This window comes from Paenarthrobacter sp. Z7-10 (assembly GCF_026932795.1).
Lineage (GTDB): Bacteria > Actinomycetota > Actinomycetes > Actinomycetales > Micrococcaceae > Arthrobacter_M.
The window spans coordinates 89,260-111,331 of the sequence record NZ_JADPVH010000001.1; the positions used below are offsets into that span (position 1 = coordinate 89,260).

Sequence of the window (22,072 nt, forward strand, 5' to 3'; positions counted from 1 at the left end):
GCTAACTACTTTGCTGCGACGACATCCAAGTCGATAACCACGGCGACGTCACTGTGAAGGCGGACGTTGGCGTGGTACGAGCCGACACTCTTGATGTGCGCCGGCAGTTCAACCTTGCGCTTGTCGATGGTGCCGAGTCCGGCAGCCGCGACAGCTTTTGCGACATCTTCGGCCTTGACGGTGCCGAAGAGGCGGCCGGATTCGCCGGCCTTGACGACGAGCCTGACCGGCTTGGCGGTCAACGCCGAGCCTTGGGCCTGTGCCGCTTCAACCGAAGCGTGTTCCCGGGCGGTGCGGGCAGCCTGGATGGACTCCACCTGCTTCTCGCCGCCCTTGGACCAGGTCAGGGCGAAACCGCGCGGCAGAAGGTAGTTACGTGCGTAACCATTCTTCACCTCAACGATGTCGCCCGCAGCGCCGACCCCCGTTACTTCGTGGGTCAAAATGAGCTTTGCCATGTTCTTATCTCCTTCGCTTAGCCGCGGCCGGCGCCGGAGTAGGGCAGCAGGGCAACTTCGCGGGCGTTTTTAATGGCCTGAGCGATCTTGCGCTGTTCCTGGACGGTGACGCCAGTCACTCGACGGGCACGGATCTTTCCGCGGTCGGAGATGAACTTGCGCAGCAGTGCTACGTCCTTGTAGTCGATGACGGTGATGTCAGCGGCCTTCAAGGGATTGGACTTTGGTTTGGGCTTACGGAGTTCAGCCTTAGCCATCGTGGAGCTCCTTAGTGTTCGTGGAGCCCGTGGATATGGATCCGCGGGATGGTGGTGGCGGCGGTTGCCGCCTTGAGTAAAAGGTGGAGCTAGAAGGGGGGTTCCGAGGAATCCGAGCCGGATCCCCAGCCTGCCGAACCACCGGAGGGCGCACCCCACGGGTCTTCGGCGGGCGAGGACTGGCTCTGGCCACCATTCCAGCCGGAGTTACCCGAGCCGGAATTGCCGCCGCCACCGCTGCCGCCGCCAAAGTTGCCGTTCCCACCGCCGGAGCGCTGGGTGCGGTTGACTTTCGCCGAGGCGTAACGCAACGAGGGGCCGATTTCGTCGACCTCCAGTTCCATCACGGTTCGCTTTTCGCCTTCTTTGGTTTCGTAGGAACGCGACTTCAGCCGGCCATTGACAACGACCCGGGTTCCCTTAGTCAGGGATTCCGCGACGTTTTCGGCCGCTTCGCGCCAGACCGATGCGCGCAGGAACAGCGTTTCGCCGTCCTTCCACTCATTGGACTGGCGGTCAAAAGTCCGCGGAGTGGATGCAATGGTAAAATTCGCCACTGCTGATCCGGACGGTGTGAACCGCAGTTCCGGATCACTGGTGAGATTACCGATGACGGTAATTGTGGTCTCGCCTGCCATCTGCTGCCTCCTGGTCTGTTCCTGCGGGTAAGGACGGGAAAGTGTTGCCGACGTTACTCGGCTGCGACCTTCTGGTCCTCGGGACGGGTGATCTTCACGCGCAGGATGGTCTCGGCGAGGCCCAACTGGCGGTCAAGTTCCTGTGTGGTAGCCGGAGCTGCGGTGAAATTCACCACGGCGTAGATACCTTCGGTCTTCTTCTGGATTTCGTAGGCCAGCCGACGACGGCCCCAAATGTCAACCTTGTCGATGGTTCCACCATCGGTGGTGATGACACTGAGGAACTTCTGAAGCGACGGCTCAACGGTACGCTCTTCGACCTCGGGGTCGATGATTACCATTAATTCGTAAGGACGCATGTGTGAACCCACCTCCTTTGGGCTAAACGGTTACGGTACTTCCGTAACAGGAGGTTCATTTGCGGTGCCTGCTGCGCACAAACCGGTATTTCCCCGGTGCGGGCGCCAGCACAGACTTGAATATCTTACCGTACCGGCGGCATCGGCCCGAACCAGCTGTGCATAACCATCCGTTGTCCGGGGCGGCCCTCCGGCGGCAGAACGGCCGGCGGACGGCGGGTCAGACGATGGTGCGGAAGAACACCTCGGCCACCCGGGTCAGCCGGTGCGGGTCTTCCACGCCGCAAAGCTCCCGGGCCGAATGCATGGACAGCAGCGGGGTGCCCACGTCCACGGTGCGGATGCCGAGCCTTGTCGCGGTCAGTGGACCGATGGTCGAACCGCACGGCATGACGTTGTTGGACACGAATTCCTGATACGGAATGCTCTCCTGCCGGCACAGACGCGCCCAAATGGCCGCCCCCGCCGCATCCGTAGCATAGCGCTGGTTGGCATTGATCTTCAGCAGCGGCCCGCCGTTGAGGATTGGACGGTTCGCCGGGTCGTGCCGCTCCGGATAATTCGGGTGGATGGCATGGCCGGCGTCGGCGGAGACGCAGAAGGAGTTGTTGAAGGCCCGACGGCGTTCACTTACCGTCGCGCCGAGGCCGTCGGAGATGCGGGTCAGGACGTCTTCCAGCACCGGACCGCACGCGCCCGAGCGGGAGGAACTACCCACTTCTTCGTGATCGAATGCCGCCAGAACGGCTATCGGACCCTCAGCCGGCTGCTGGTCGGCCGCGGCGATCAGGGCCACCAGGCCGGCATGCACGGAGGAGAGATTATCGAGTCGGCCGGAGGCAAAAAACTCGTTTGCCGCACCGAACAACGCGCCGTCCTGGGTGTCCGCCGCGACGATATCGTAGCCGCCGATATCGCCGGCCCGCACCCCGGCCCGTTCCGCCAGCAGGCCGATCAGATCCGAGGTCTCAGGTTCACCGAGACCCCAGATCGGATTCATGTGCTGCTGCTTATCAAGTTTCAAACCCTCCCCAACGCCGCGGTCAAGGTGAATGGCCAGCTGTGGAAAACGCAGCAGCGGACCAGTTCTCACCAGTGTCTCGGTGCCATCCAGGGCCACCAGCCGCCCGGCCAACTGGAGTTCGCGGTCCAGCCAGGAATTGAGCAGTGGTCCGCCGTAGACCTCCACCCCGGCCTGCAACCAGCCAAACCGGCCGGTGCCCGGCTTGGGTTTGAGCTTGAAGGAGGGCGAGTCCGTGTGCGCACCCACGATATTGAATCCGCTCACCGCGGTGGCGTTGGCGGGCACCAGCCACGCAATCAGGGCCCCGTCCCGGATCACGAAGAACCGCCCGGGTGCCGCGTCCCACGCGTCCGCCTCGTGCAGCCGGGTGAAACCAGCGGCGCTCAGCCGGGCGCCGGCTTCGTGCGCTGCATGGAAGCTCGACGGCGAGGCCCCGACGTAGGTGGCGAGGTCCTGGATGTGGTTAACGGCAGCTGTCATACAGCGATTCAATCAAAGATCCGGGTGGCTGGGGACCACCAGGCCCGATTCGTAGGCGTAGACCACCACCTGGACCCGGTCACGCAGCGAGAGTTTGGTCAGGATCCGCCGGACATGGGTCTTCACCGTCGCCTCGGACAGATGGAACTTGTGCGCGATTTCGGCATTGGAAAGACCGGCCGCGATGGCCGGCAGCACCTCTGTTTCGCGCGGTGTCAGGTCCTTCAGCAGCGGATCTGCGGCCACAGCAGGGCGGCGTGGCCTGGAGCGGACAAAGTTCTCCACTAAACGTGCCGTGACGCGCGGGGCCACCACCGCGTCCCCGCTGGCCACCAGCCGGACCGCCTGCGCCAGTTCGGCTGGCGCCACATCCTTGAGCAGGAAAGCACTGGCTCCGGCCCGCAGACCCGAGAAAGCATACTCGTCCAGGTCGAACGTGGTCAGGATGATGATACGGGCCGCGGCTCCAGAGGCCGTGATGGCCCTGGTTGCCTCAATGCCATCCAGCACCGGCATCCGGACGTCCATCAGCACCACGTCGGGATTGAGCTGCGCCACCAAGGCCACGGCTTCGGCGCCGTCGCCAGCCTCGCCCACCACCTCCAGGTCCGGCTCGCCCTCCAGAATCAGCCGGAAACCCATCCGCAGCAGCCGCTGGTCGTCGACCAGCAGCACCGAGATCCGCCGGTCCATTCCGGCCACCGGATGGGCCGTGCTGCCCGCCGAACCGCCGCCGTTGCTGATGCCACCTCCGCGCAGCCGTTCGTGCCGCCGCTGGCCGGGCACTTTAAGACGGCATCGACCCGCCATCCGCCAGCTTGCCCCGGGCCGGCCGAGACCGTTCCCGAGAAAATGCTGGCACGTTCCTTCATACCGATGATTCCCTGCCCCGTTCCCACCGACGCCACCGCCACCAAGGGCCCGCCGCCGTCGTCGGACACCGTCAGACGCACCACCGGGTGCAGGTGAACTATCTGCACCTGCACCCGCGACACCGCCCGTCCATAGCGAAGCACATTGGTCAGCGACTCCTGCAGGATCCGGTAAACAGCCAGCGCAAAAGCCGGATCGGCCGGCAGCACCGGGCCCGTCGTCGCCACCGCGAGCGGCAGTCCGGCGGTTCGGAATCCCTCGAAAAGCGCTTCCAGCCCGGCGTGTTCGGGCAGCGGCCGGCGCCCCGCGGTTTCCGGCGGGCTGTCCTGATGCAGCACTCCCAATACCCGCCGCATGTCAGCCAGCGCCATGCGGCCGGTCTGGGACAGGTCCGCGAGAACCTCCGCGGCGCGTTCCGGACTGCGTCTGACCACCACGGCGGCGCCATCGGAGAGCGCGATCATCACGGTCAGGGAATGCGCCACCACGTCATGCATCTCACGGGCAATCCGGTTCCGCTCGGAGACCGAGGCCAGCCGGGCATTCCGCTCCGCCCAAGCCCGCAGCTCCCCTTCGTGCTCCCGATCGCGCCGCACCCCGATGCCGATCCCGGTGGCGATGACGTTGGACAGCAGCACCACAACAGCGGTGACCACGCCCGCGAGCGCACGCTCGGGACCGGCAGGAAGCGGCACGTCCTGCGGCAGCTCGAAGAAGAAAACGAACACAATTATCAGCGGCAAACTGACGGCGGCAGTAGTGATGAAACTGAAAGCCCGGGTGCGCCGCACCGCCACCGCATACAGACCGAACCACAGGCTCAGGCCGGTATTGCTGGCGAAGGGCTCCAGCAGCAATAGAGCTGTCTCGACAACCGCCAGCAGGGCAACCACGGCAACCGGACGGAACCGGCGGAACATCAGGGCAGCGGCGGACACGATCGTCAGGACCAGGTGCAGCGGATGGCCCACGAGCAGCTGCGCAACGACGACGGCCACTGAGGCCAGCAGGTAGACCACCACAATAACCAGGTCCATGACGCGCTGGTGTTCGTAGAAATAGCGCCGGAACGTGCCCCGGCGGTGGCGGAGAACTCGGCCACCGAGGTGCCGCCTGCCGCCGCCGTTCCTGCCTCCCCGGTTCCGCTCATCGCCGCCGGTCCGGTTGCCCGCTCTGGCCAGCCAGCTTAGACGTCCCGCTTCTTGAGCAGAAGCACCGCAGGGATCAGGAACAGCAGAATCCAGCCAACAAAGATCAGCGCCCCGGCGCCGGGATCGATAAAGCCATCGCGGTGGCCGATTTCCAGCATCCGTCCGCCGGCGACGCTGGGAACGTATTCGTTCACATGCTGCCAGAATTCGCCCGGGACCAGTCCCAGCAGCTGAGTGGCGAAGGGCATCACAAAGAACAGCGCGACCAAAATGATGATGCCGCCGGCCGAGTTGCGCAGCAGCGCCCCCATGGACAGCCCGATCAAAGCAACCCCGGCCACATACAGGCCGCCGAGGAGGATGCCCCGCAGCACGCCGTCGCGCTGCAGGTCCATGTCCACGCCATACGCTTTCAGGATCGGGATGGAAATCAGGAAGGTGATGAAGGCAGCCACGATGGTCAGGACGTAGGAGACAGCCACCAGCACTATCGCCTTGGCAGCGAATGCCGGCAGCCGCTTGGGAACGGCCGTGAAGGTGGAGCGGATCATGCCGGTGGCAAATTCGGAGGAGATGAACAGCACCGCGAGCGCTCCGAGGATAAGTATGCCCAGCTGCAGACCCGCATTGGGCACCCCGTAAATCTCAAATCCGGCCGGCAGCGAGTGTTCGGCCGCCGTTTCGCTCATCGGGACAGCCGCCGGTGCGATGGCGCCGTCTCCGCGCGGAATTCCGCCGGACTGCATGATCTGCTCCAGCACGGTGCCCCGCAGCCAGGCGGCCATGGCCCCGACACCGATTACGGCCACCAGGGCCAGGATCAGCAGCAACCGGGTGGACATCAGCGAGCGGAATTTGATCCACTCGCTCTTGAGGACACCGACAAAGCTGACGCCGGCGGTGCCCGCCTGGGACGGAACGGCGGCGGTGGTTGAGGTGCTCATGGTCCCTTATTTCCTTTTTCGGTTGCGGCACCAGCCGGGGCCAGTGAGTGCGAGTGGTACTCCACCTCGTCCTTGGTCAGGTCGAAGTAGGCATCCTCCAACGAGCCGTTCATCGGCGTGAGTTCGTAGATCAGCACCTGGTTGTCCAGGGCGATCCGGGCGATCTGGGTGGGAACAAGGCCGGTGATCTCCAGGGTTTCGTGTTCCTTGTTGTCCACCGTGACACCGTGCCCGGCCAGCAGCCGGCCCAGCTCGGTGGCCTGTTGCGTCCGCACCCGGGTGCGCGCCTCCGCGGTGCCCGCAATAATGTCCTTCACCGGCGCGTCGGCAATAATGCGTCCCCGGCCAATCACAATCAGGTGGTCGGCCGTCTGGGCCATCTCGCTCATCAGGTGTGAGGACAGGAACACCGTTTTGCCCTGGCCGGCCAGGTAGCGGACCAGGTTGCGGACCCAGAGAACTCCCTCCGGGTCCAGCCCGTTGACCGGCTCATCCAGGATCAGGGTCTGCGGATCGCCCAGCAGCGCAGCCGCAATGCCCAGGCGCTGACCCATGCCCAGCGAAAAACCGCCGGCCTTCTTCCTGGCCACCTGTGTAAGCCCCGTCATTTCGATGACGTCGTGCACGCGGCTGGTCGGGATCTGGTGGGTAGCCGCCATGGCCAGCAGGTGGTTATAGGCGCTGCGGCTGGTGTGCACGGCTTTGGCGTCGAGCAGGGCCCCGACTTGATGCAGCGGGTCTCGGTGCCGGGCGAACGGCAGGCCGTTGACGGTGACGGAGCCGGCAGAGGGCCGGTCCAGGCCCACGATCATGCGCATCGTCGTCGATTTACCGGCCCCATTGGGCCCGAGGAAGCCCGTCACTTGGCCCGGTTTCACGGTGAATGTCACACCGGCGACGGCGGTCTTGTCGCCGTAGTTTTTGGCGAGGTTTAGTGCCTCGATCATCTGTACATCCTCTTTTACATCGAATTGCCGTGCCCGGCTTGACGCCGAATATGGACTGCGCTTCCCACGCTATCCATTAGATGGCTCGATATCTTCGACCTCCGGGATGATCCTGGGCACGGCCCGGTACTCCGCAGGGATGACCTGCGCTGCTAGCGGGAACTGATCGAAGCGAATTTCCTGATGCACAGCGGGACGAAAATCACCAGCATCACCAGCGCGCCTATGAGGACCGTCCCCACGGCATGCTCAATGGGCCAGGCGTCAGGTACCGGGGCGGACCCGAGGTTGCCGAACAGCTTGCGTGCCGCGTGGACCAGCGCGGAAACTGGATTCCAGTCCGCGAATACCTGCAGCGGCCCGGGCAGGTTACTGGACTGGACGAAGGCGTTGGAGATGAAGGTGAGCGGAAACAGGACCATGAATGAGGCGTTGTTGATCGCCTCGGGCGTCTTCACTGTCATGCCAAGCAGGGCCATCACCCAGCTGAACGCGTACGAAAACAGCAGCAGCAGCCCAACGCCTGCCAGGAATGAGGGAACTGTCGCGTTCACGCGCCAGCCCACCACCAACCCCGTCGCCATCATGATCAGCACCGAAATTGCGTTCAGCACCAGATCACTGTTGGTGCGCCCGATCAGCACGGCGGACGGACTCATCGGCAGGGTTCGGAACCGGTCGATGATGCCCGCTTTCAAATCCTGTGCCATCGCGGAGCCGGAAAACGTTGAACCGAACACCACGGTCTGACCGAAGATCCCCGCCATCAAGTACTGCGTGTAGTCCGTCCCCTTGACCGCAATTGATCCGCCGTACACCTGGCTGAAGAGCAGCACGAACATAATCGGCTGCAGCACTGCGAACAGCAGCATGTCCGGGGACCGCTTCATTTTAATCAGGTTGCGTTTCGTCACGATCCATCCATCTGAGGCCCACATAGCCACGGGATGGAGCTGCAGTGGGACTAAGGCGGCGCTCAATTGGCCTGCTCCAATTTCTTCTCAGCTCTCTTTTCCGCCTTTTTCTTCACTTTCTTCTCCGCCACGGATTTCTCCGCAGCAGCGTCATCCGCGTTCGCCTCTTCCTCGGCGATATGCCCGGTGAGCCTGAGGAACACATCGTCCAGCGTGGGCCGGCGGATTCCGGCGTCGTGCAATTCAATTCCCGCCGCGTTCAGCTCACCCAGCATCCGGTGCAGCGACGATGGGCCGTTGACCACGCCCACGGTGAGGCTTCGTCCGTCACTGCCCAGCGAGGGCACGCCGTCGCCATGGCGGACCAGGATGTCCCGCGCCGCGTCGGCGTCGTCCTGCCCGATCAGCGTAACTTCAACGCGGTGGCCCCCGATCTGGGCCTTGAGCTCATCCGCCGTGCCCTCCGCGATGACCTTCCCATCGTCGATCACGGAGATGCCGTCCGCCAGCTGATCGGCCTCCTCCAGATACTGTGTGGTCAGCAGCAGCGTGGTGCCGTCGGCCACCAGCGACTTGATCACCTCCCACATGGCGAGCCGTCCGTGCGGGTCCAGGCCCGTGGTGGGTTCGTCCAGGAAAAGGACTTTGGGCCGGATCACCAGGGCACCGGCCAAGTCGATCCGCCGGCGCATTCCGCCGGAAAATCCCTTTACCGGACGGTTCTGGGCCGCGGTCAGCTCGAACATCTCAATCAGCTCGCTGGCACGCTGCTTGGCCGACTTCGCGCTGAGATGGTAGAGCCGTCCGACCATTTCCAGGTTCTCAAATCCCGTCAGGTTTTCGTCAACTGCGGCATACTGTCCCGAGACGCCGATGATCCGGCGGGCAGCCTTGGGATCACGCAACACATCGATGCCCGCAATCGATGCCGACCCGCCGTCGGGCCTGGTCAGTGTGGTCAGTACCTTGACCGTCGTCGTCTTGCCTGCGCCGTTAGGCCCCAGCAACGCCTTCACCGTGCCTTCCGGAACCGAAAGTGTCAGTCCGTCCAGAGCGTGGACCGGCCCACCTTTGGCCTTATAGACCTTCGTCAGGCCCGCCGCCTCAATCAACATCCGCTGCCTTCTTCCCAAACCTACCGGCTTTGCCTGCACGAAAGTGAACTACATCACAGGGTACCTTCCCACGCCCTGCCGCGGGGAGTTAAGGACGGGTAAAAGCGGCGCGTTCCGGTCAGCCTCCGCGGCGGCGGCGGCTACGACTCTACGGGCAGCGGCCTGGCCGCGGGAGCAGTCAGGATGGAGGCAATAATCGCCACTCCGATGGCCAGCAGGGCGTAGCGGATGGTGAAGTGGTCGCCCAGGAAGCCCAGCAGCGGTGGACCGGCAAGAAAGGCCACGTAGCCAATCGTGGAAACCACCGACACCCGTGCGGCTGCCCGCTTCGGATCGTCCGCGGCGGCGGACATGCCCATTGGAAATCCCAGCGCGGCGCCGGCACCCCACAGCACAGCACCCGCTCCGGCAACCCAGATGCTCGGACCAAACACGAAGACCACGAGTCCCAGCAGTGAAGCCCCCAGGCTGGCGTACAGCACCGGGACGCGGCCGAACCTGTCGATGTAGCGGCCGCCAATGAAGCGGAAGATGGTCATCGAGGCGACGAAAACAGCGAACATGATGGCGCCGGCCGACTCGCTGGTGTGCAGTCCATCCACGGAGGCCTTGGCTATCCAGTCATTGGCGGCGCCCTCGGTCAATGCGGCCCCGAGGACCACCAGTCCAATCAGCACCGTCCGCAGTTCCCGCCAGGCATTGCGGCCGGGCTGTGCCGCCGCCGGCACCTGCGGCGCGATCCGAACGGCCTCCGCCTGGCGCTGTTCCGGCAGGTAATAGCGCGTCGCCACCAGGAGCACCAGCACCACAAACACGGCTATGGCGGTCAGATGCAGGGACAGACTGACATGCAGGGTGGACATGCCCGCGCCCAGCAGTGCCCCCACAAACGCCCCACCACTGAATCCGGCATGGAAGCGCGGCATGATCGTGCGGCCCAGATGCCGCTCCACCTCAGCGCCCTCGATGTTCTGCGACACATCCCACAGGCCTATACCAACGCCAAAGAGGAACAATCCAACAATGATCAGCGGCACCGAGGTGATCAGCAGCGCCATTGAAATCACCAGCCCACCCAGGGCGGCGGTGCAGCCTCCGAGCCGGGAGGTGTTGGCCGTTCCGATCCGGCCCACGATGGTGCCGGCCAGTGGAAGGGCCAGCACCGAGCCGGCCGCCCCGGTCAGCAGTACCGCCCCCATTTCGCCTGGGCTCAGGCCCAACACACGGGTGACGGCCGGAATCCTGGCCGCCCAGCTGGCGAACGCCAGCCCATTGATGGCGAAAACGACAAAAGTGGCAATGGCCGCCCTGTTGACCTGCTCCGGCTTCACGCCGAACGCCGTTCCACCATGCGGAGGGAGCTTTCGTCGATCTCTATCACTCTGGTCTCCCTTGGCACGTGCGGCGTCATGTCGAGGATATCCCAGCCGGGTAGCGCCAAGGGTCCTCGCTTCATGGAACCTAAAGCCTTACCCGCCACATCACCGCCATTGGCTCAGGCGACGACTCTGCATATGACCCCCATCATCTGGGTATGTACACGTCTGCCCGGTGATCGATCCGGAGCAATTGGACGATGATCTGCACATCGTCGATTGAGTAGATGACGCGGTAAGGGCCACGCCGGGCCGAGTAAAAGCCGGCAAGCTCCCGCTCCAGTGGCTTACCGACCCGCTGCGGGTTCCTCGCAAGGTCACCATAGACGAACTCGACAATGGCTGGGACGATTCGGGGCGGAACGCTCTGCATGTCCCCGCGAGCGGCCGGGGAAAAAATGACTCGATAGGCCACGATCCGGCGTCAGCCCTTCGGCACGCCGAACTCGGCCCGGATCTGTTCTTCGCTGAGTCCACGGCCCGCATCGACATCTTCCGTGGCGCGGGCGAGATCCTCACGGATATTCGGCTGCGAGAGCCAGTAGAGAGTTTCCTGCAGCGCTTCCCATTCGTTGGCGCCGACGATTACCGCCGCCGGTGAACCATTCTTGGTGATGATCACTTGGTCATGGGTTTTGGATGCCGCGTCGACGAGTTCGGAGAGCTTGGCCTTGACGGTCGAAAGCGGCAGCGTTTGCATGTTCACTATTGTAGTCCGAAAAGTGGTCATTAGCGGACTCTTATTCAGGTCAATTGTGCACTACAGCCACGGCAGCGATGCCGTGCCCACTCAGCGGGCGCGCTCCACCCGCTGTTCGTCCCACACCGGCTCGTCCGATTCGTAAACCCTGCCGTCGCTGCCGAAGACGAAGTACCGCTCGAAGCTGCGGGCAAACCAGCGGTCGTGCGTGACGGCCAGCACGGTTCCTTCGAATCCGTCGATCGCTTTCTCCAGCGCCTCGGCGGAATGCAGGTCCAGGTTGTCAGTCGGCTCATCGAGCAGCAGCAGGGTCGCGCCGGAGAGCTCCAGCAGCAGAATCTGGAACCGGGCCTGCTGGCCACCGGAGAGTGAGTCATATTTCTGCTCGGACTGCGACGCCAGGCCGTAACGATCCAAGGCACCGGCCGCCGCCTCCCGGCCCATGCCGGAGCGGTGCTCGTCCCCACGGTGCATGATGTCCAACAGCGTACGGTCCACCAGGTCAGGCCGGGCATGAGTCTGCGCAAAGAAGCCGGGCCTGATGCGTGCACCCAGCTTCACCGACCCTTCATGCGGCACCGGGGCAATAGCCACGTCGGAAACCGGTTGATGCTCGGTGTCCGGATCCGAGCCGCCGGCGGCCAGCAGCCGGAGAAAGTGCGACTTTCCACTGCCATTGGAGCCGAGTACGGCAACCCGGTCACCGAACCAGATCTCCGCGCTGAAGGGCTTCATCAGCCCAATGAGTTCCAGCTTCTGCGCCACCACCGCCCGTTTGGCCGTTCGACCGCCCTTGAGCCGCATCTTCACGTGCTGCTCAAGGGGCAGGGCTTCCGGGGGCCCTGCCTCGAGGAATTTGGCCAGCCGCGTCTGGGCGGCGTGATACCGGTTGGCCATATCGGAGCGGAATGCGGCCTTGTTCTTGTACATATTCACCAGCTCTTTGAGCTTGATGTGCTCCTCATCCCAACGCCGGCGCAGTTCCTCAAAGCGGGCATTCCGGTCATCCCGCGCCTGCACGTAGGACCCAAAGCCGCCGCCGTGGGTCCAGCTGGAGGCTCCGTTGATACCCGGCTCCAGTGTGACGATCCGATTGGCTGCGTTGGCCAGCAGTTCGCGGTCATGACTGACAAACAGCACCGACTTCTCCGAGCCGGCCAGCTTCGACTCCAGCCACCGTTTTCCGGGCACGTCCAGATAATTGTCCGGCTCGTCCAGCAGCAGGATCTCGTCGGGGCCGCTGAACAAGGCTTCCAGTACCAGCCGCTTCTGCTCGCCACCACTGAGGGTCGACGCCTTGCGGTACTGGGCTTTGTAGTAATCCACACCCATCGCCGCCATTGTGACTTCGTCCCAGGTGGTCTCCATTTCGTAGCCGCCTGCGTCGCCCCATTCGGCAATGGCGTGCGCGTACGCCATCTGGGTGGGCTCGTCGTCGCGCTCCATCATGGCCAGTTCAGCCGCATCGACGGCTTCTCCGGCGATCCGCACCGCTGGCGGAGCCACCGAGAGCAGCAGCTCCCGGACGGTGGAATCATCCCGAACGGAACCGACAAACTGACGCATCACACCCAGATTCCCGGACTTGGTGACGACGCCTTCGTCGGCGGTGATGTCTGCGGAGATGATCCTCAGCAGCGTTGTCTTGCCGGTGCCGTTAGGGCCTATCAGAGCGGTCTTGGCACCGTCTGACACACGAAAATTCACCCCGTTGAGCAGCTGCCTGCCGTCGGAAAGGAAGTAGTCAATATTTGCAACGTCTATATGGCCCACATCTACAGTCTCCCATTCCGTCGCAGGGCAAGGCCCTTCGCCGGTCGGGAATTCCCCGCCCAGCGCAACGGCAAAAGGATTATGCCGGCCCGGCGTCGAGGACTTAGGGCTTTTTCGCGAACAGGTTCTCGGCGACCATCGTCCACCCGGATGCCGCTTCGGTATCGGACTTCCAGCCCAGCGGGACCAGCCATACAGCCGGCACCCCATGGTCGCCTTTGATCTGCAAACCGCCGGCAGCGAAGGCATCCAGTTTGCTGCAGTCAGACCGCAGCAACGCACCGGTCGCCCCCACTCGCAGCAGGCAGACACCGTCGGAGCCCTGCGGCGCCACGAAAAGGCTCTGTCCCTCAAGCCGGGCCAGCAGCCGCACTTTCGACAGCTGAATGTGCTCATCAAACGCGGTCAAGGACTCACTTGGGAGGACGTCTTCAGGTTTCTGTGCTTGCGCCAGTATCGGGATCAGGTCGGCTGCGGCGGGTGGCGCCACTGGGGTGGGTGCCGGTGGCGCAATGGGCACCGAGGTCGACGGCGGTGTGCCAGGTCTGGTTGAGGGCGCCGGCGTCGGTTCCTGCTCCGGGGGATCAATCGGAACTGGCGTGCGCGTCGGCGGGTCCCCTGGCAGCGGCGACGGCGTTGGCGATGGGGTCGGTTGGACCGGAGGATCCACCGGCACGGGCGACGGCGATGGCGACGGGATTGGCGACGGCGACGGTTGGACCGGAGGATCCACCGGCACGGGCGACGGCGATGGCGACGGGATTGGCGACGGCGACGGTTGGACCGGAGGATCCACCGGCACGGGCGACGGGATTGGCGACGGGGTTGGCGACGGCGACGGTTGGACCGGAGGATCCACCGGCACGGGCGACGGGATTGGCGACGGGGTTGGCGACGGCGACGGTTGGACCGGAGGATCCACCGGCATGGGCGACGGAGGGTTATCGGGCAGAGGCGACGGGGATGGCGCAGCGACCGGAGGATTAGTGACGGCTGGAACCGGCTCCGGCGTGGGCGTCGGGTTGGCAGGAGGCCGATCCATGGGGTCGCCGATGGTCGGCCCAGCGGGTACTGACTCGATTGGCGCCGGTTTCGCCGCTGGCTGGGTTACAGCTGACGGTACTTCCGGGCTGACAGGCACGGTCGGCGGAAGAGAATTACCGATTCCGCCTACCAGCGCAGGCAGGGACGGGACCACGGGATTCAATGGCGGCCGCCACGGGACCCCCGTCATCGGCAGGTCCGCCAAACCGGGCGTCATCGTAAAGTACGCCGACGTTCCGGTGGCTGCGGTCGGCAGCAGCACCGTGCCCACGTCGGGATTGAGGGCGCTGATCATCATCGCGTTGCCAACGTAGATGCCCACATGAGACCAATGCTGGAGACCGTCTGGATTTTGAACCACCAGATCTCCGGGCCTGGGCTCCGTGGTCGGAAGCATGACGCTCCACTGCTCCGTGCGCGGCAGCGAAATTCCGGCATGCCGGTACACCCACTGCACGAAGCCGGAGCAATCCCAGCCCAGAGTTGCGCTGGTTCCGCCCCAGACATAGGAATGTCCCAATCCGGAATAGGCAGCGGCAAGGATGACCGTCTGGCCCTGCGGCGAGATCGATCCGACCAGTTCGGGACGCCAGTCTGGTGCCTGGAATCCAGCGGCGGCCGGCGTTCCGTTCCGGATTTCCGCCAGGGAAACCACCGGGCTCTTGGCAAAGGAGAGTTGGACGTTGGACGGGGAATGGATACCCGCTGCGGCACTTACGCTCGATGGCGCCGGGCCGAACAACGACCATTGCCGGTCCGCCGTACTGCCGTCGGGCAGGAAACGCGAATGTCCCTGGCCCAAAGAGTCCGTGCTCACCAAATGGATGCCAATAAAATCCACCCCGAACAACAGTACGCAGGCGACGGCCAGTGCTTTCCGGTGGCCCCTCGCCGGGACAGGCGGTTCATGCACGGAGGTAACCTCCTGAAACGGCTTGGCGGGTTCTAGCGTGGCGGTACTTTTGGCGGGTTCTAGCGTGCGGTACTACAGAGGCTACGCCCAAAGCTGCCTGAGTCAACAAGTGTTTTTGCCCCGCTGTCCCCCTTGCGGCTGCCGGCTTGCGGCGCCGGTTTTCACCCGGCTCTGCCCGGGACAGTGTTGCAGCCGTCAGAAGCCGGAGGTATCCACCGGAACGCGGGACTGAAGACGCTCGCCGTCGACGTGGCTGTACGCCGTGACCAGACGTCCGCGGCCCAGGCCGCCGATGGATGACGTCGGGAATTGGGCCACGATTGTCGCTCCGTCGAAGGTCACACCGGAGTGATCATGATGCTCCTGGTCAACCTGGTCGTGGTTGAAGGTGGAAAAATCCACCAGATCACCGTTGACGAATTCGATGGACAGCCGACGCTGATGCGAATAGTCGGCGCTGGCTGCGACCAGTCCCAGCAGATACGTGCCATGTGTCGGCAGCGACTTGTCGAGGTCGAACTCAACCCGCAGCAGCTCACCGCTCTCGGCGGCGGAGACCTTTGTGAGTTGCGGAGGGGCTGAATGTGGAGCACCCATGCCAGGACATCCTCCCGTAGCGGACCATTAGGGGGAGCGTAGCACCCGGTCCGCTGCGGGGCCACAATTGCTTGAATTCGGACGGCGGAGGGACGCTACTGACCGGGGGCGCGGATGATCCGGCGGGCGGTGGCGACGGCGATGGCAGCGGTTCGATTGTCCACGCCCAGCTTGTCGTAAATGTGAACCAGATGCGTCTTTACTGTCGCTTCGGAGATGAACAGTGCCTTGGCCATGCCGCGGTTGGTCATTCCGGTTGCCAACAATTCCACCAATTGCACCTCTCGGATGGAGAGGGCAGGCTCAGCACTGCGAATCCGTCCCATCAGTCGTGCGGCCACCGCCGGGGCCAAGGCCGTCTGCCCCGCCGCCGCGGACTGCACGGCCTGGCGGATCTGTTCCGGCGGCGCATCCTTGAGCATGTATCCGCTGGCTCCAGCCTCCACCGCCGCCAGAATGTCCGCGTCCGTGTCAAAGGTTGTCAGGATCAGCACCGGCGGTGGCGAGGGGCGTTGCCGGATCCGGGCGGTCGCCGTAACCTCATCCATGCCGGAGCCCATCTGCAGGTCCATCAGCACCACGTCCACGGGTTCGGCCAAAGCATCGAGGCGGTCCAGTTCCTTGAGCGCCGCAGCGCCATCGGCCGCTTCCGCAGCCACCGTAATGCCCTCGAACCCGCTCAGCATGGCCCGGAGCCCGGCCCGAACCACTGGGTGATCATCGACCAGCAAAATCCGGATTACGTTCGTCATCCGCGGCCACCGACCCGGTTGCCCTCCGGGCGGACGTTGTCGCCGAATGAGGGACGGTCCGCCGCGGGCGCAACTGACACCGCCCGGGCTGCGCCGGAACTTGAAACAGCTGATGCCATCTTGTCGGTCGGGGTGCCCGCACCTGCGGCGGGGGCCGGTGAATCGGGAGCGGCGGCAGGGGCCGGGACCGAGGCCGAGGCGACCGAGGCAGCGCTGGCGGAAACCAAGGGCAGCCGGATGGCCACTACCGTTCCTTCCCTCGGCGCCGATTCCAGTTCGAGGGAACCGGCCAGCGCCGAGATCCGCTCCCGCAGCGAACGGATACCGTACCCGCTCCCATCGGACCGGATCCCCGGACGGACGTCGAGACCCGCTGGGTCGAAACCGACGCCGTCTTCATAAATGTCCAGAGTCACCTCACTTCCCAAAAACGCCAGGGTCACGACGGCGCTGCTGGCTTTGGCATGTATCCAGACGTTGGCGAGGCTGGACTGCGCCGCACGGAGCAGGGCCACGGTATATGGCTTAGGCAGTTCCTCGGCACTGCCCTCCAGCGCGAAGCGGCAGCGAAGGCCCACCCCGCGCGCGGCGGCCTCGCACTCCGTTTTTTCACACAGCCGCCGCAGGCTCTCCACCAGCGAGCTCTCCTCCAGCTGCGGCGAGCTGAGACCGCGAACAAAGTTCCGCGCCCGGCCAGGTTGTCCGAGGCGGCCTGTTGCACGGTGGCAAGCCGCTGCCGCGCGACGGCCACGTCCCCGGCCGCCAGCGAGGCATCCGCCGCACGGGAGACAAGCACGATCGAAGACAATCCCTGAGCCAGGGTGTCGTGGATTTCCCGGGCCAGCCGTTCCCGCTCGGTCAGCACACCGGCGTCGTGTTCGGTCTGCGCCAACTGGGCCCGCGTGCGCCGAAGTTCATCCGCGATCAGGCGCTGCTGACTGCCATCCAGATACAGCGCGCGATAAGCCAGCGACGTCACCACTGAAAAACCGGCACCCACCAACGGTCCCAGCACCATCGCCACCGCCGGCACCGCCAACCCGCTGGCGGCCCACTGGGACACAATTACGGCGGCCGTCATCAGCGCAATCGTCAGCAGCGCCGCCCAACGCCGCAACAGATGCAGGTGCAGGAAGAAAAGCGGAAAGGCCAGCGAGGAGAATTCCGCGCTGCCGGCGAGAAGTATGCCCCACAGGACCGTGACGACGCCCAGCCACAAGATGGCATAGGGATGCGGGTCGAATTTCGCCCGGCCGGCGGCGGAACGCTTCTCCAGAACTGTTCCACCGACGTACACGCCAGCCAGCACGACGGCAAGGGCGGTTCCACCATATTTCAGGCCGGATGGAGCGGTGGAAAGCAGCAGCCGGGCCACGGCGACGGCGAGCAACAGGGCGAAGCCCACGTGCAGCGCCACCCGCAGAAAGCGCAGGATGGGCTCTCCGGAAGACGGCCGGACATCCGGTTTGGATCCGCGCAGTGCGGATCCGTGCAGTGCGGATCCGTGCAGGGGAGGGGCAAAGTCGGCGTCGGGCATCCACCCAGTTTATCTGCCGGCCTGCTGCGCTGACTCAACCAAATGGTTGAGCCGGCAACCAACCGTACGGACAGTGCGGATCATCCATCCCCCCGATGTTGCACTGCCGCTTCGGAGGGAAAGTTGAACTAAGGGAATTCCCCAACACCCTGACATCCAATCGAAAGAAGTAGAACCATGTTTCTCGCCCTCCGTGACATCCGTTTTGCCCGGGGCCGCTTTGCCCTGATGGGCGCCGTCGTCGCCCTGATCACCCTGCTGCTGGTGATGCTCTCCGGGCTGACGGCCGGTCTGGGCAACCAGTCGACCTCTGCCATTGCCGAGCTGGGCCGCACCGGGACCAGCCCGGGCAGCAGCAAGCCGGTCGACACCATTGCCTTCGGTGCACCGGCAGGGAATGAGCCCAAGGCTTCCTTCACAGAGAGCGAAGTGACAGCTGCGCAGGTGGACACCTGGAGACGGCAACGGGGCGTCGGCAGCGCGGAGGCCGTCGGTATCAGTCAGACGCGCTTCCAGGGCACGGGCGACACCAAGGGCACCGCCAACGTTGCCGTTTTCGGAGTGGACCCGGATGCCCGGCTGGCACCGGCACCCGTTACCGCCAACACGGTGGTGATCGGCAAGTCCATCGCCAAGGATCTCTCTCTCACGGTCGGCGAAAAAGCCAGTGTCGGCGGAACGGCCCTGACCATCAGCGCCATCGTGGACGACCAATGGTACTCGCACACCGGCGTCGTCTGGACGGCACTGCCCACCTGGGCCACGCTGGCGCACCTCACCGACTCCCGGCAGTTGGGCACGGTCGTGGCTGTAAGTTACGCCAACACCGCCGGGAACTCTTCCGCGGGCGTGGACGAGGATGCCCGCGAATGCCGCAGCCCAAACGGTAAGCACTTCCCGCACCGGATCCTTCCAGGCGTTGGGCTCATTCCGAAGTGAGAACGGCTCGCTGATGCTGATGCAGGGTTTCCTTTACGGCATCTCCGCCCTGGTGATTGTGGCATTCCTGACCGTCTGGACCGTTCAGCGCACCCGCGACATCGCGATTCTGAAGGCCATTGGCGGGTCCGGCGGCTACCTGCTCCGCGACGCCATGACCCAGGCCGCCATGGTACTGCTGGCCGGTGCCGGAATCGGTGGCGGACTGGGCGTCCTCGCTGGATTCTTCGCTTCGACGGCAGCTCCGTTTATGGTCTCGGCGGCCACGACGGTCCTTCCCATCGCCGGCATCATCGCTCTCGGACTTGCCGGCGCTGCCATGGCCGTGCGGCGGGTCACCAAAGTCGACCCGCTGATCGCCCTCGGCGGCAACTGAGCACGCGCCCCTTTCCACCCACACACCCCACCCCAGTAAAGGAACCTTTGCCATGACTTCCCTGTCTTCCAGCAATGCCAGCGCATTCCAGCCGCTGCTCAACCTCGTCAACGTCAGCCTCGAGTACCCGGACGGCGAAGGCACCCTGAAGGCCCTGGACGGCGTGAGCCTTACGGTTGGTGCCGGGCAGATGTTTTCCCTGGTCGGTCCCTCCGGCTCCGGAAAGTCCAGTCTCCTGGCCGTCGCCGCCACCCTGGTCCGCCCCACCCGCGGACTGGTGTCCATCGATGGCATCGATGTCACCGGGCTCAAGGGCGGCAAGCTCACTGCCCTCCGCCGGGACAAGGTGGGCATTATCTTCCAGCAGCCAAACCTGCTGGCATCTCTGACGGCGGCGGAGCAGCTGGTCATCAGCGACCATCTGCGGGGCACACGGTTGACGGAGGCCCGGTCAAAGGCCATGGAACTGCTGAACGTCGTCGGTCTGGCCTCCTGCGCCGACAAGCGTCCACACCAGCTCTCTGGCGGGCAGCGCCAGCGCGTGAACATTGCCCGGGCATTGATGGGCGAACCCAAAGTGCTGCTGGTCGATGAGCCGACGGCTGCATTGGACCATGAGCGCAGGTCCTCGATCGTGCAACTGCTGCGCCGGGTCACGGACGAGTTCCAGCTGGCCACGGTGATGGTCACGCACGACACGGAATTTGTGCCGCTGACCGATGCGGTGGCGACCATGCGCGACGGCCGGCTTACCACTCCTGCGCTGATTGCCGCCTGAGCTCCCGGCCCGGGTGTCAGAGCCGCGCTTCGGCGTGCCCAGCGGCCGCCCGGGTACCCGCGTGGGATACTGAATGCTGAATCGAGCGGAAGCGAGGAAGGGCACTGCCCGGCCGCCAGGGGCGGCTCACGGGGGTACCCGGCTAAGACGATGAAAAAACGTCCAGTAGTGGTGCGTCTGGTGGGTGCGGTGCTGGCCCTCGTGCTGATCTGGCACGGGCTGGCCACGGTGATCTACCTGAGCGGTTCCACCCGACTGGCCAATATCGCCGGCCCGGGAACCATCAACGCGTATATGACCCCGATCTTTAAACAGTACTGGTCAGTCTTTGCCCCGGACCCGATCCACGAGGACACCGAGTTGGAAATCCGGGCCACGGTGGACGGAAGCAGCACTGAGTGGTTCAACGTCTCCAAGGCCGACGTGAATCGCTCCATCCTGCACCACCCGGTGCCCTCCCGGCTGTACCTGACCAATTTCCAACTGACCTCGCACTACCAGGTTTCGGCTTCCCTGCTGCCCGAGGATCTGCAGCAGGTGCCGGGTAAGTCCTATGTTGGCCAGGATTGGCAGCAACAGCTTAAGCAGGACCTTGCGGCGAACGGCAGCACCGCGGACGCGGAGGCCGTGGCGCAGTTCATCAAGGACGAGACTGCGATGACGTCAATGGCCAGTTCGGTGGCCAGGGCGCGCTGGGGTGACGGCGTCACGAGGGTTCAGATCCGAATCGCCACCATCCCGGTTAAGCCTTATCCGGTCCGCAAGGACCCGAACTACCAGGTCAAAACCACGTATTTTGATGCCGGTTGGCGGCAGATCGTCAAGGTGCCGGACATTGATCTTGCGGCCATCGCATCCATGTACGGTAAGAAGGCGGTGACGGCGAATGCCGGTCAATAACACTGGTCCGTCCCACACCCCCGCGCAGACGACGCCGCCTCCGCTGCCGGCCGCGACGGCCACTGCCGACGACGACGGCATCAGCCGCCCGCCGAAGGGTGCTTCGGTGCCTGCGTCAGCCCGGACGGCGGCGAAACTGAACGTCTTTGGACGGCTGGAGTCCTGGCTGCTGGATGGCAAGCGGGCGCAGTATGGAACGTCCATACTGCGCATCCTGCTCGGCGCTTGCGCCGTAGCGATTGTGGCAACCAACATCATGGACCGCAAGTACATCTGGGGCACTGCCTCTGGATGGGCGCAGCCGTACCGCGAAGACAGCATCTGGAACTTTTGGCTTTTCAAGTTCTTCGGAGCCTCTGATCCGGATTGGATGCTGATAGCCAAGCTGGTGCTGTTCGCCGTCTTCGGTGTCCTGATGGTGCTGGGCTGGCGGACCCGCATCGTCACGGTCGTCACCTGGCTGATGTTTACCTCGCTCGCGGCTCTCGGACCCACCTCCTCTGACTCCGCGGACAACGCTTTTCGGATCATGCTCCTCTACAGTTTCTTGACCGACGGTTCGCTCAAATGGTCCCTGGATTCTCGCCGGCGCCGGATCAAGGCGGAAAAACTCTCCACCGGAAGGCGTGTTTCGGCCGCCGCAGGCACCTTGATTCCGCCTTGGATCGGGGTCATAGTTCACAATCTCGCCGTGGTCGCCATCGGCGCCCAGGTGATCGTTATTTATCTGATTGCCGGTCTGGCCAAGGCCCGGGGCGCCTTGTGGCAGAACGGGACGGCCATCTACTATCCGATGTACTCGGAGAACTTCAGTCCCTGGCCGCAGCTGAACCACCTGCTGGTTGCCAATAACCTGATGGTTCACCTGATTTCGTGGGGCTCGGTGGCCATTCAGATGCTCTTTCCGCTGCTGCTGCTTAACCGCTGGACCCGACGCCTCGCCGTCGTCGGCATGATCGCCATGCATGCCGGCATCGGCATATTTCTCGGACTGAGTGTTTTCTCGTTGGCCATGGTCGCCGCCGACGTCATCTATGTCCGGGACTCGACAATGGAATCAATCTCGAATTGGGTCAGGTGCAAGTGGGGCACGAATGCCCGCCGGCAGAAAAAACCTTACGTCCAAGGTCCCGACGACGCCGCCAATCCCGACCCGGCCTAAGCACCCCTGATCGGGCTTCCGCGGGAAATCTGGAGTTCCACCGTTCCTTATAGACCCAATGGCGG

22 protein-coding genes and 3 pseudogenes are annotated in these 22,072 nt (G+C 64.3%); 5 read left to right on the plus strand and 20 right to left on the minus strand.

Features of this window, described 5'->3' with window-relative positions:
• Positions 1–5: 5 nt before the first annotated feature.
• From rplI to IV498_RS00530, 16 genes are all read right to left on the minus strand, one after another.
• Positions 6–458 (minus strand): 50S ribosomal protein L9, encoded by a 453-nt coding sequence (gene rplI, locus IV498_RS00455; protein WP_269044592.1) that lies wholly within the window; start codon positions 456–458, stop codon positions 6–8.
• 17 nt (positions 459–475) lie between these two features.
• Positions 476–715 carry a 30S ribosomal protein S18 gene (rpsR, locus tag IV498_RS00460; RefSeq protein WP_003800144.1) on the minus strand — a complete coding sequence of 80 codons (240 nt, stop codon included), beginning with the start codon at positions 713–715 and terminating at the stop codon, positions 476–478.
• Positions 716–804: 89 nt separating this feature from the next.
• Positions 805–1,353, minus strand: coding sequence for a single-stranded DNA-binding protein (locus IV498_RS00465; RefSeq protein ID WP_269044593.1), 549 nt, complete (start codon positions 1,351–1,353; stop codon positions 805–807).
• 53 nt (positions 1,354–1,406) lie between these two features.
• Positions 1,407–1,712: a 30S ribosomal protein S6 gene (rpsF, locus tag IV498_RS00470; RefSeq protein WP_269044594.1), complete on the minus strand. Its 306-nt coding sequence runs from the start codon at positions 1,710–1,712 to the stop codon at positions 1,407–1,409.
• A 220-nt stretch (positions 1,713–1,932) separates the two neighbouring features.
• Positions 1,933–3,216, minus strand: a complete 1,284-nt coding sequence (locus tag IV498_RS00475) for a M18 family aminopeptidase (RefSeq protein ID WP_269044595.1) — start codon at positions 3,214–3,216, stop codon at positions 1,933–1,935.
• A 12-nt stretch (positions 3,217–3,228) separates the two neighbouring features.
• Complete coding sequence (locus IV498_RS00480) at positions 3,229–3,909, minus strand: response regulator (protein WP_269044645.1); 681 nt, start codon at positions 3,907–3,909, stop codon at positions 3,229–3,231.
• The gene (locus tag IV498_RS00485) at positions 3,843–5,126 is read right to left on the minus strand and encodes a sensor histidine kinase (protein WP_269044596.1); all 1,284 of its coding nucleotides are present in this window, start codon (positions 5,124–5,126) and stop codon (positions 3,843–3,845) included. Before IV498_RS00485 ends, IV498_RS00480 begins: the two co-directional genes overlap by 67 nt.
• Positions 5,127–5,275: 149 nt before the next feature.
• On the minus strand, positions 5,276–6,184 hold the full coding sequence (locus tag IV498_RS00490; RefSeq protein ID WP_269044597.1) for an ABC transporter permease: 909 nt from the start codon (positions 6,182–6,184) through the stop codon (positions 5,276–5,278).
• Positions 6,181–7,131: an ABC transporter ATP-binding protein gene (locus IV498_RS00495; protein ID WP_269044598.1), complete on the minus strand. Its 951-nt coding sequence runs from the start codon at positions 7,129–7,131 to the stop codon at positions 6,181–6,183. The genes IV498_RS00490 and IV498_RS00495 overlap by 4 nt, the downstream gene beginning before the upstream one ends.
• A 152-nt stretch (positions 7,132–7,283) precedes the next feature.
• The gene (locus tag IV498_RS00500) at positions 7,284–8,069 is read right to left on the minus strand and encodes an ABC transporter permease (protein WP_269044646.1); all 786 of its coding nucleotides are present in this window, start codon (positions 8,067–8,069) and stop codon (positions 7,284–7,286) included.
• A gap of 38 nt (positions 8,070–8,107) precedes the next feature.
• Positions 8,108–9,160: an ATP-binding cassette domain-containing protein gene (locus IV498_RS00505; RefSeq protein ID WP_269044599.1), complete on the minus strand. Its 1,053-nt coding sequence runs from the start codon at positions 9,158–9,160 to the stop codon at positions 8,108–8,110.
• A gap of 140 nt (positions 9,161–9,300) precedes the next feature.
• A complete protein-coding gene (locus IV498_RS00510; protein ID WP_269044600.1) occupies positions 9,301–10,491 on the minus strand; it encodes an MFS transporter in 1,191 nt (396 codons plus the stop codon).
• Between the two features lie 193 nt (positions 10,492–10,684).
• Positions 10,685–10,951 (minus strand): type II toxin-antitoxin system RelE family toxin, encoded by a 267-nt coding sequence (locus tag IV498_RS00515; protein WP_269044601.1) that lies wholly within the window; start codon positions 10,949–10,951, stop codon positions 10,685–10,687.
• A 9-nt stretch (positions 10,952–10,960) separates the two neighbouring features.
• Positions 10,961–11,236, minus strand: a complete 276-nt coding sequence (locus IV498_RS00520; RefSeq protein ID WP_269044647.1) for a type II toxin-antitoxin system Phd/YefM family antitoxin — start codon at positions 11,234–11,236, stop codon at positions 10,961–10,963.
• A gap of 90 nt (positions 11,237–11,326) precedes the next feature.
• Positions 11,327–13,009 (minus strand): ABC-F family ATP-binding cassette domain-containing protein, encoded by a 1,683-nt coding sequence (locus IV498_RS00525; RefSeq protein ID WP_269044602.1) that lies wholly within the window; start codon positions 13,007–13,009, stop codon positions 11,327–11,329.
• 103 nt (positions 13,010–13,112) lie between these two features.
• Positions 13,113–13,418, minus strand: coding sequence for a hypothetical protein (locus tag IV498_RS00530; protein WP_269044650.1), 306 nt, complete (start codon positions 13,416–13,418; stop codon positions 13,113–13,115).
• 103 nt (positions 13,419–13,521) lie between these two features.
• Here IV498_RS00530 and IV498_RS00535 point away from each other — a divergent pair, with 103 nt between their 5' ends.
• A complete protein-coding gene (locus tag IV498_RS00535; protein WP_269044651.1) occupies positions 13,522–14,367 on the plus strand; it encodes a hypothetical protein in 846 nt (281 codons plus the stop codon).
• Positions 14,368–14,393: 26 nt separating this feature from the next.
• Here the strand turns inward: IV498_RS00535 and IV498_RS18770 are convergent.
• From IV498_RS18770 to IV498_RS00555, 4 genes and pseudogenes are all read right to left on the minus strand, one after another.
• A pseudogene (locus IV498_RS18770) lies at positions 14,394–14,966 on the minus strand (C40 family peptidase); the annotation flags it as partial.
• A gap of 195 nt (positions 14,967–15,161) precedes the next feature.
• On the minus strand, positions 15,162–15,563 hold the full coding sequence (locus IV498_RS00545) for a hypothetical protein (RefSeq protein ID WP_269044603.1): 402 nt from the start codon (positions 15,561–15,563) through the stop codon (positions 15,162–15,164).
• Positions 15,564–15,658: 95 nt separating this feature from the next.
• Entirely contained in the window at positions 15,659–16,315 is a 657-nt protein-coding gene (locus IV498_RS00550) for a response regulator (RefSeq protein WP_269044604.1), read from the minus strand.
• Between the two features lie 203 nt (positions 16,316–16,518).
• Positions 16,519–17,852 (minus strand): annotated as a pseudogene (locus tag IV498_RS00555) (sensor histidine kinase); the annotation flags it as partial.
• A gap of 177 nt (positions 17,853–18,029) precedes the next feature.
• On the opposite strand from IV498_RS00555, the pseudogene IV498_RS00560 reads away from it, so the two are divergent.
• The 4 genes and pseudogenes from IV498_RS00560 (at position 18,030) to IV498_RS00575 (ending at position 22,007) form a co-directional block, all read left to right on the plus strand.
• Positions 18,030–19,167 (plus strand): annotated as a pseudogene (locus IV498_RS00560) (ABC transporter permease).
• 52 nt (positions 19,168–19,219) lie between these two features.
• The gene (locus IV498_RS00565; RefSeq protein ID WP_269044605.1) at positions 19,220–19,945 is read left to right on the plus strand and encodes an ABC transporter ATP-binding protein; all 726 of its coding nucleotides are present in this window, start codon (positions 19,220–19,222) and stop codon (positions 19,943–19,945) included.
• Between the two features lie 150 nt (positions 19,946–20,095).
• Positions 20,096–20,845 carry a DUF5819 family protein gene (locus tag IV498_RS00570; protein WP_269044606.1) on the plus strand — a complete coding sequence of 250 codons (750 nt, stop codon included), beginning with the start codon at positions 20,096–20,098 and terminating at the stop codon, positions 20,843–20,845.
• Entirely contained in the window at positions 20,832–22,007 is a 1,176-nt protein-coding gene (locus tag IV498_RS00575; protein WP_269044607.1) for an HTTM domain-containing protein, read from the plus strand. Before IV498_RS00570 ends, IV498_RS00575 begins: the two co-directional genes overlap by 14 nt.
• Positions 22,008–22,072: the final 65 nt, after the last annotated feature.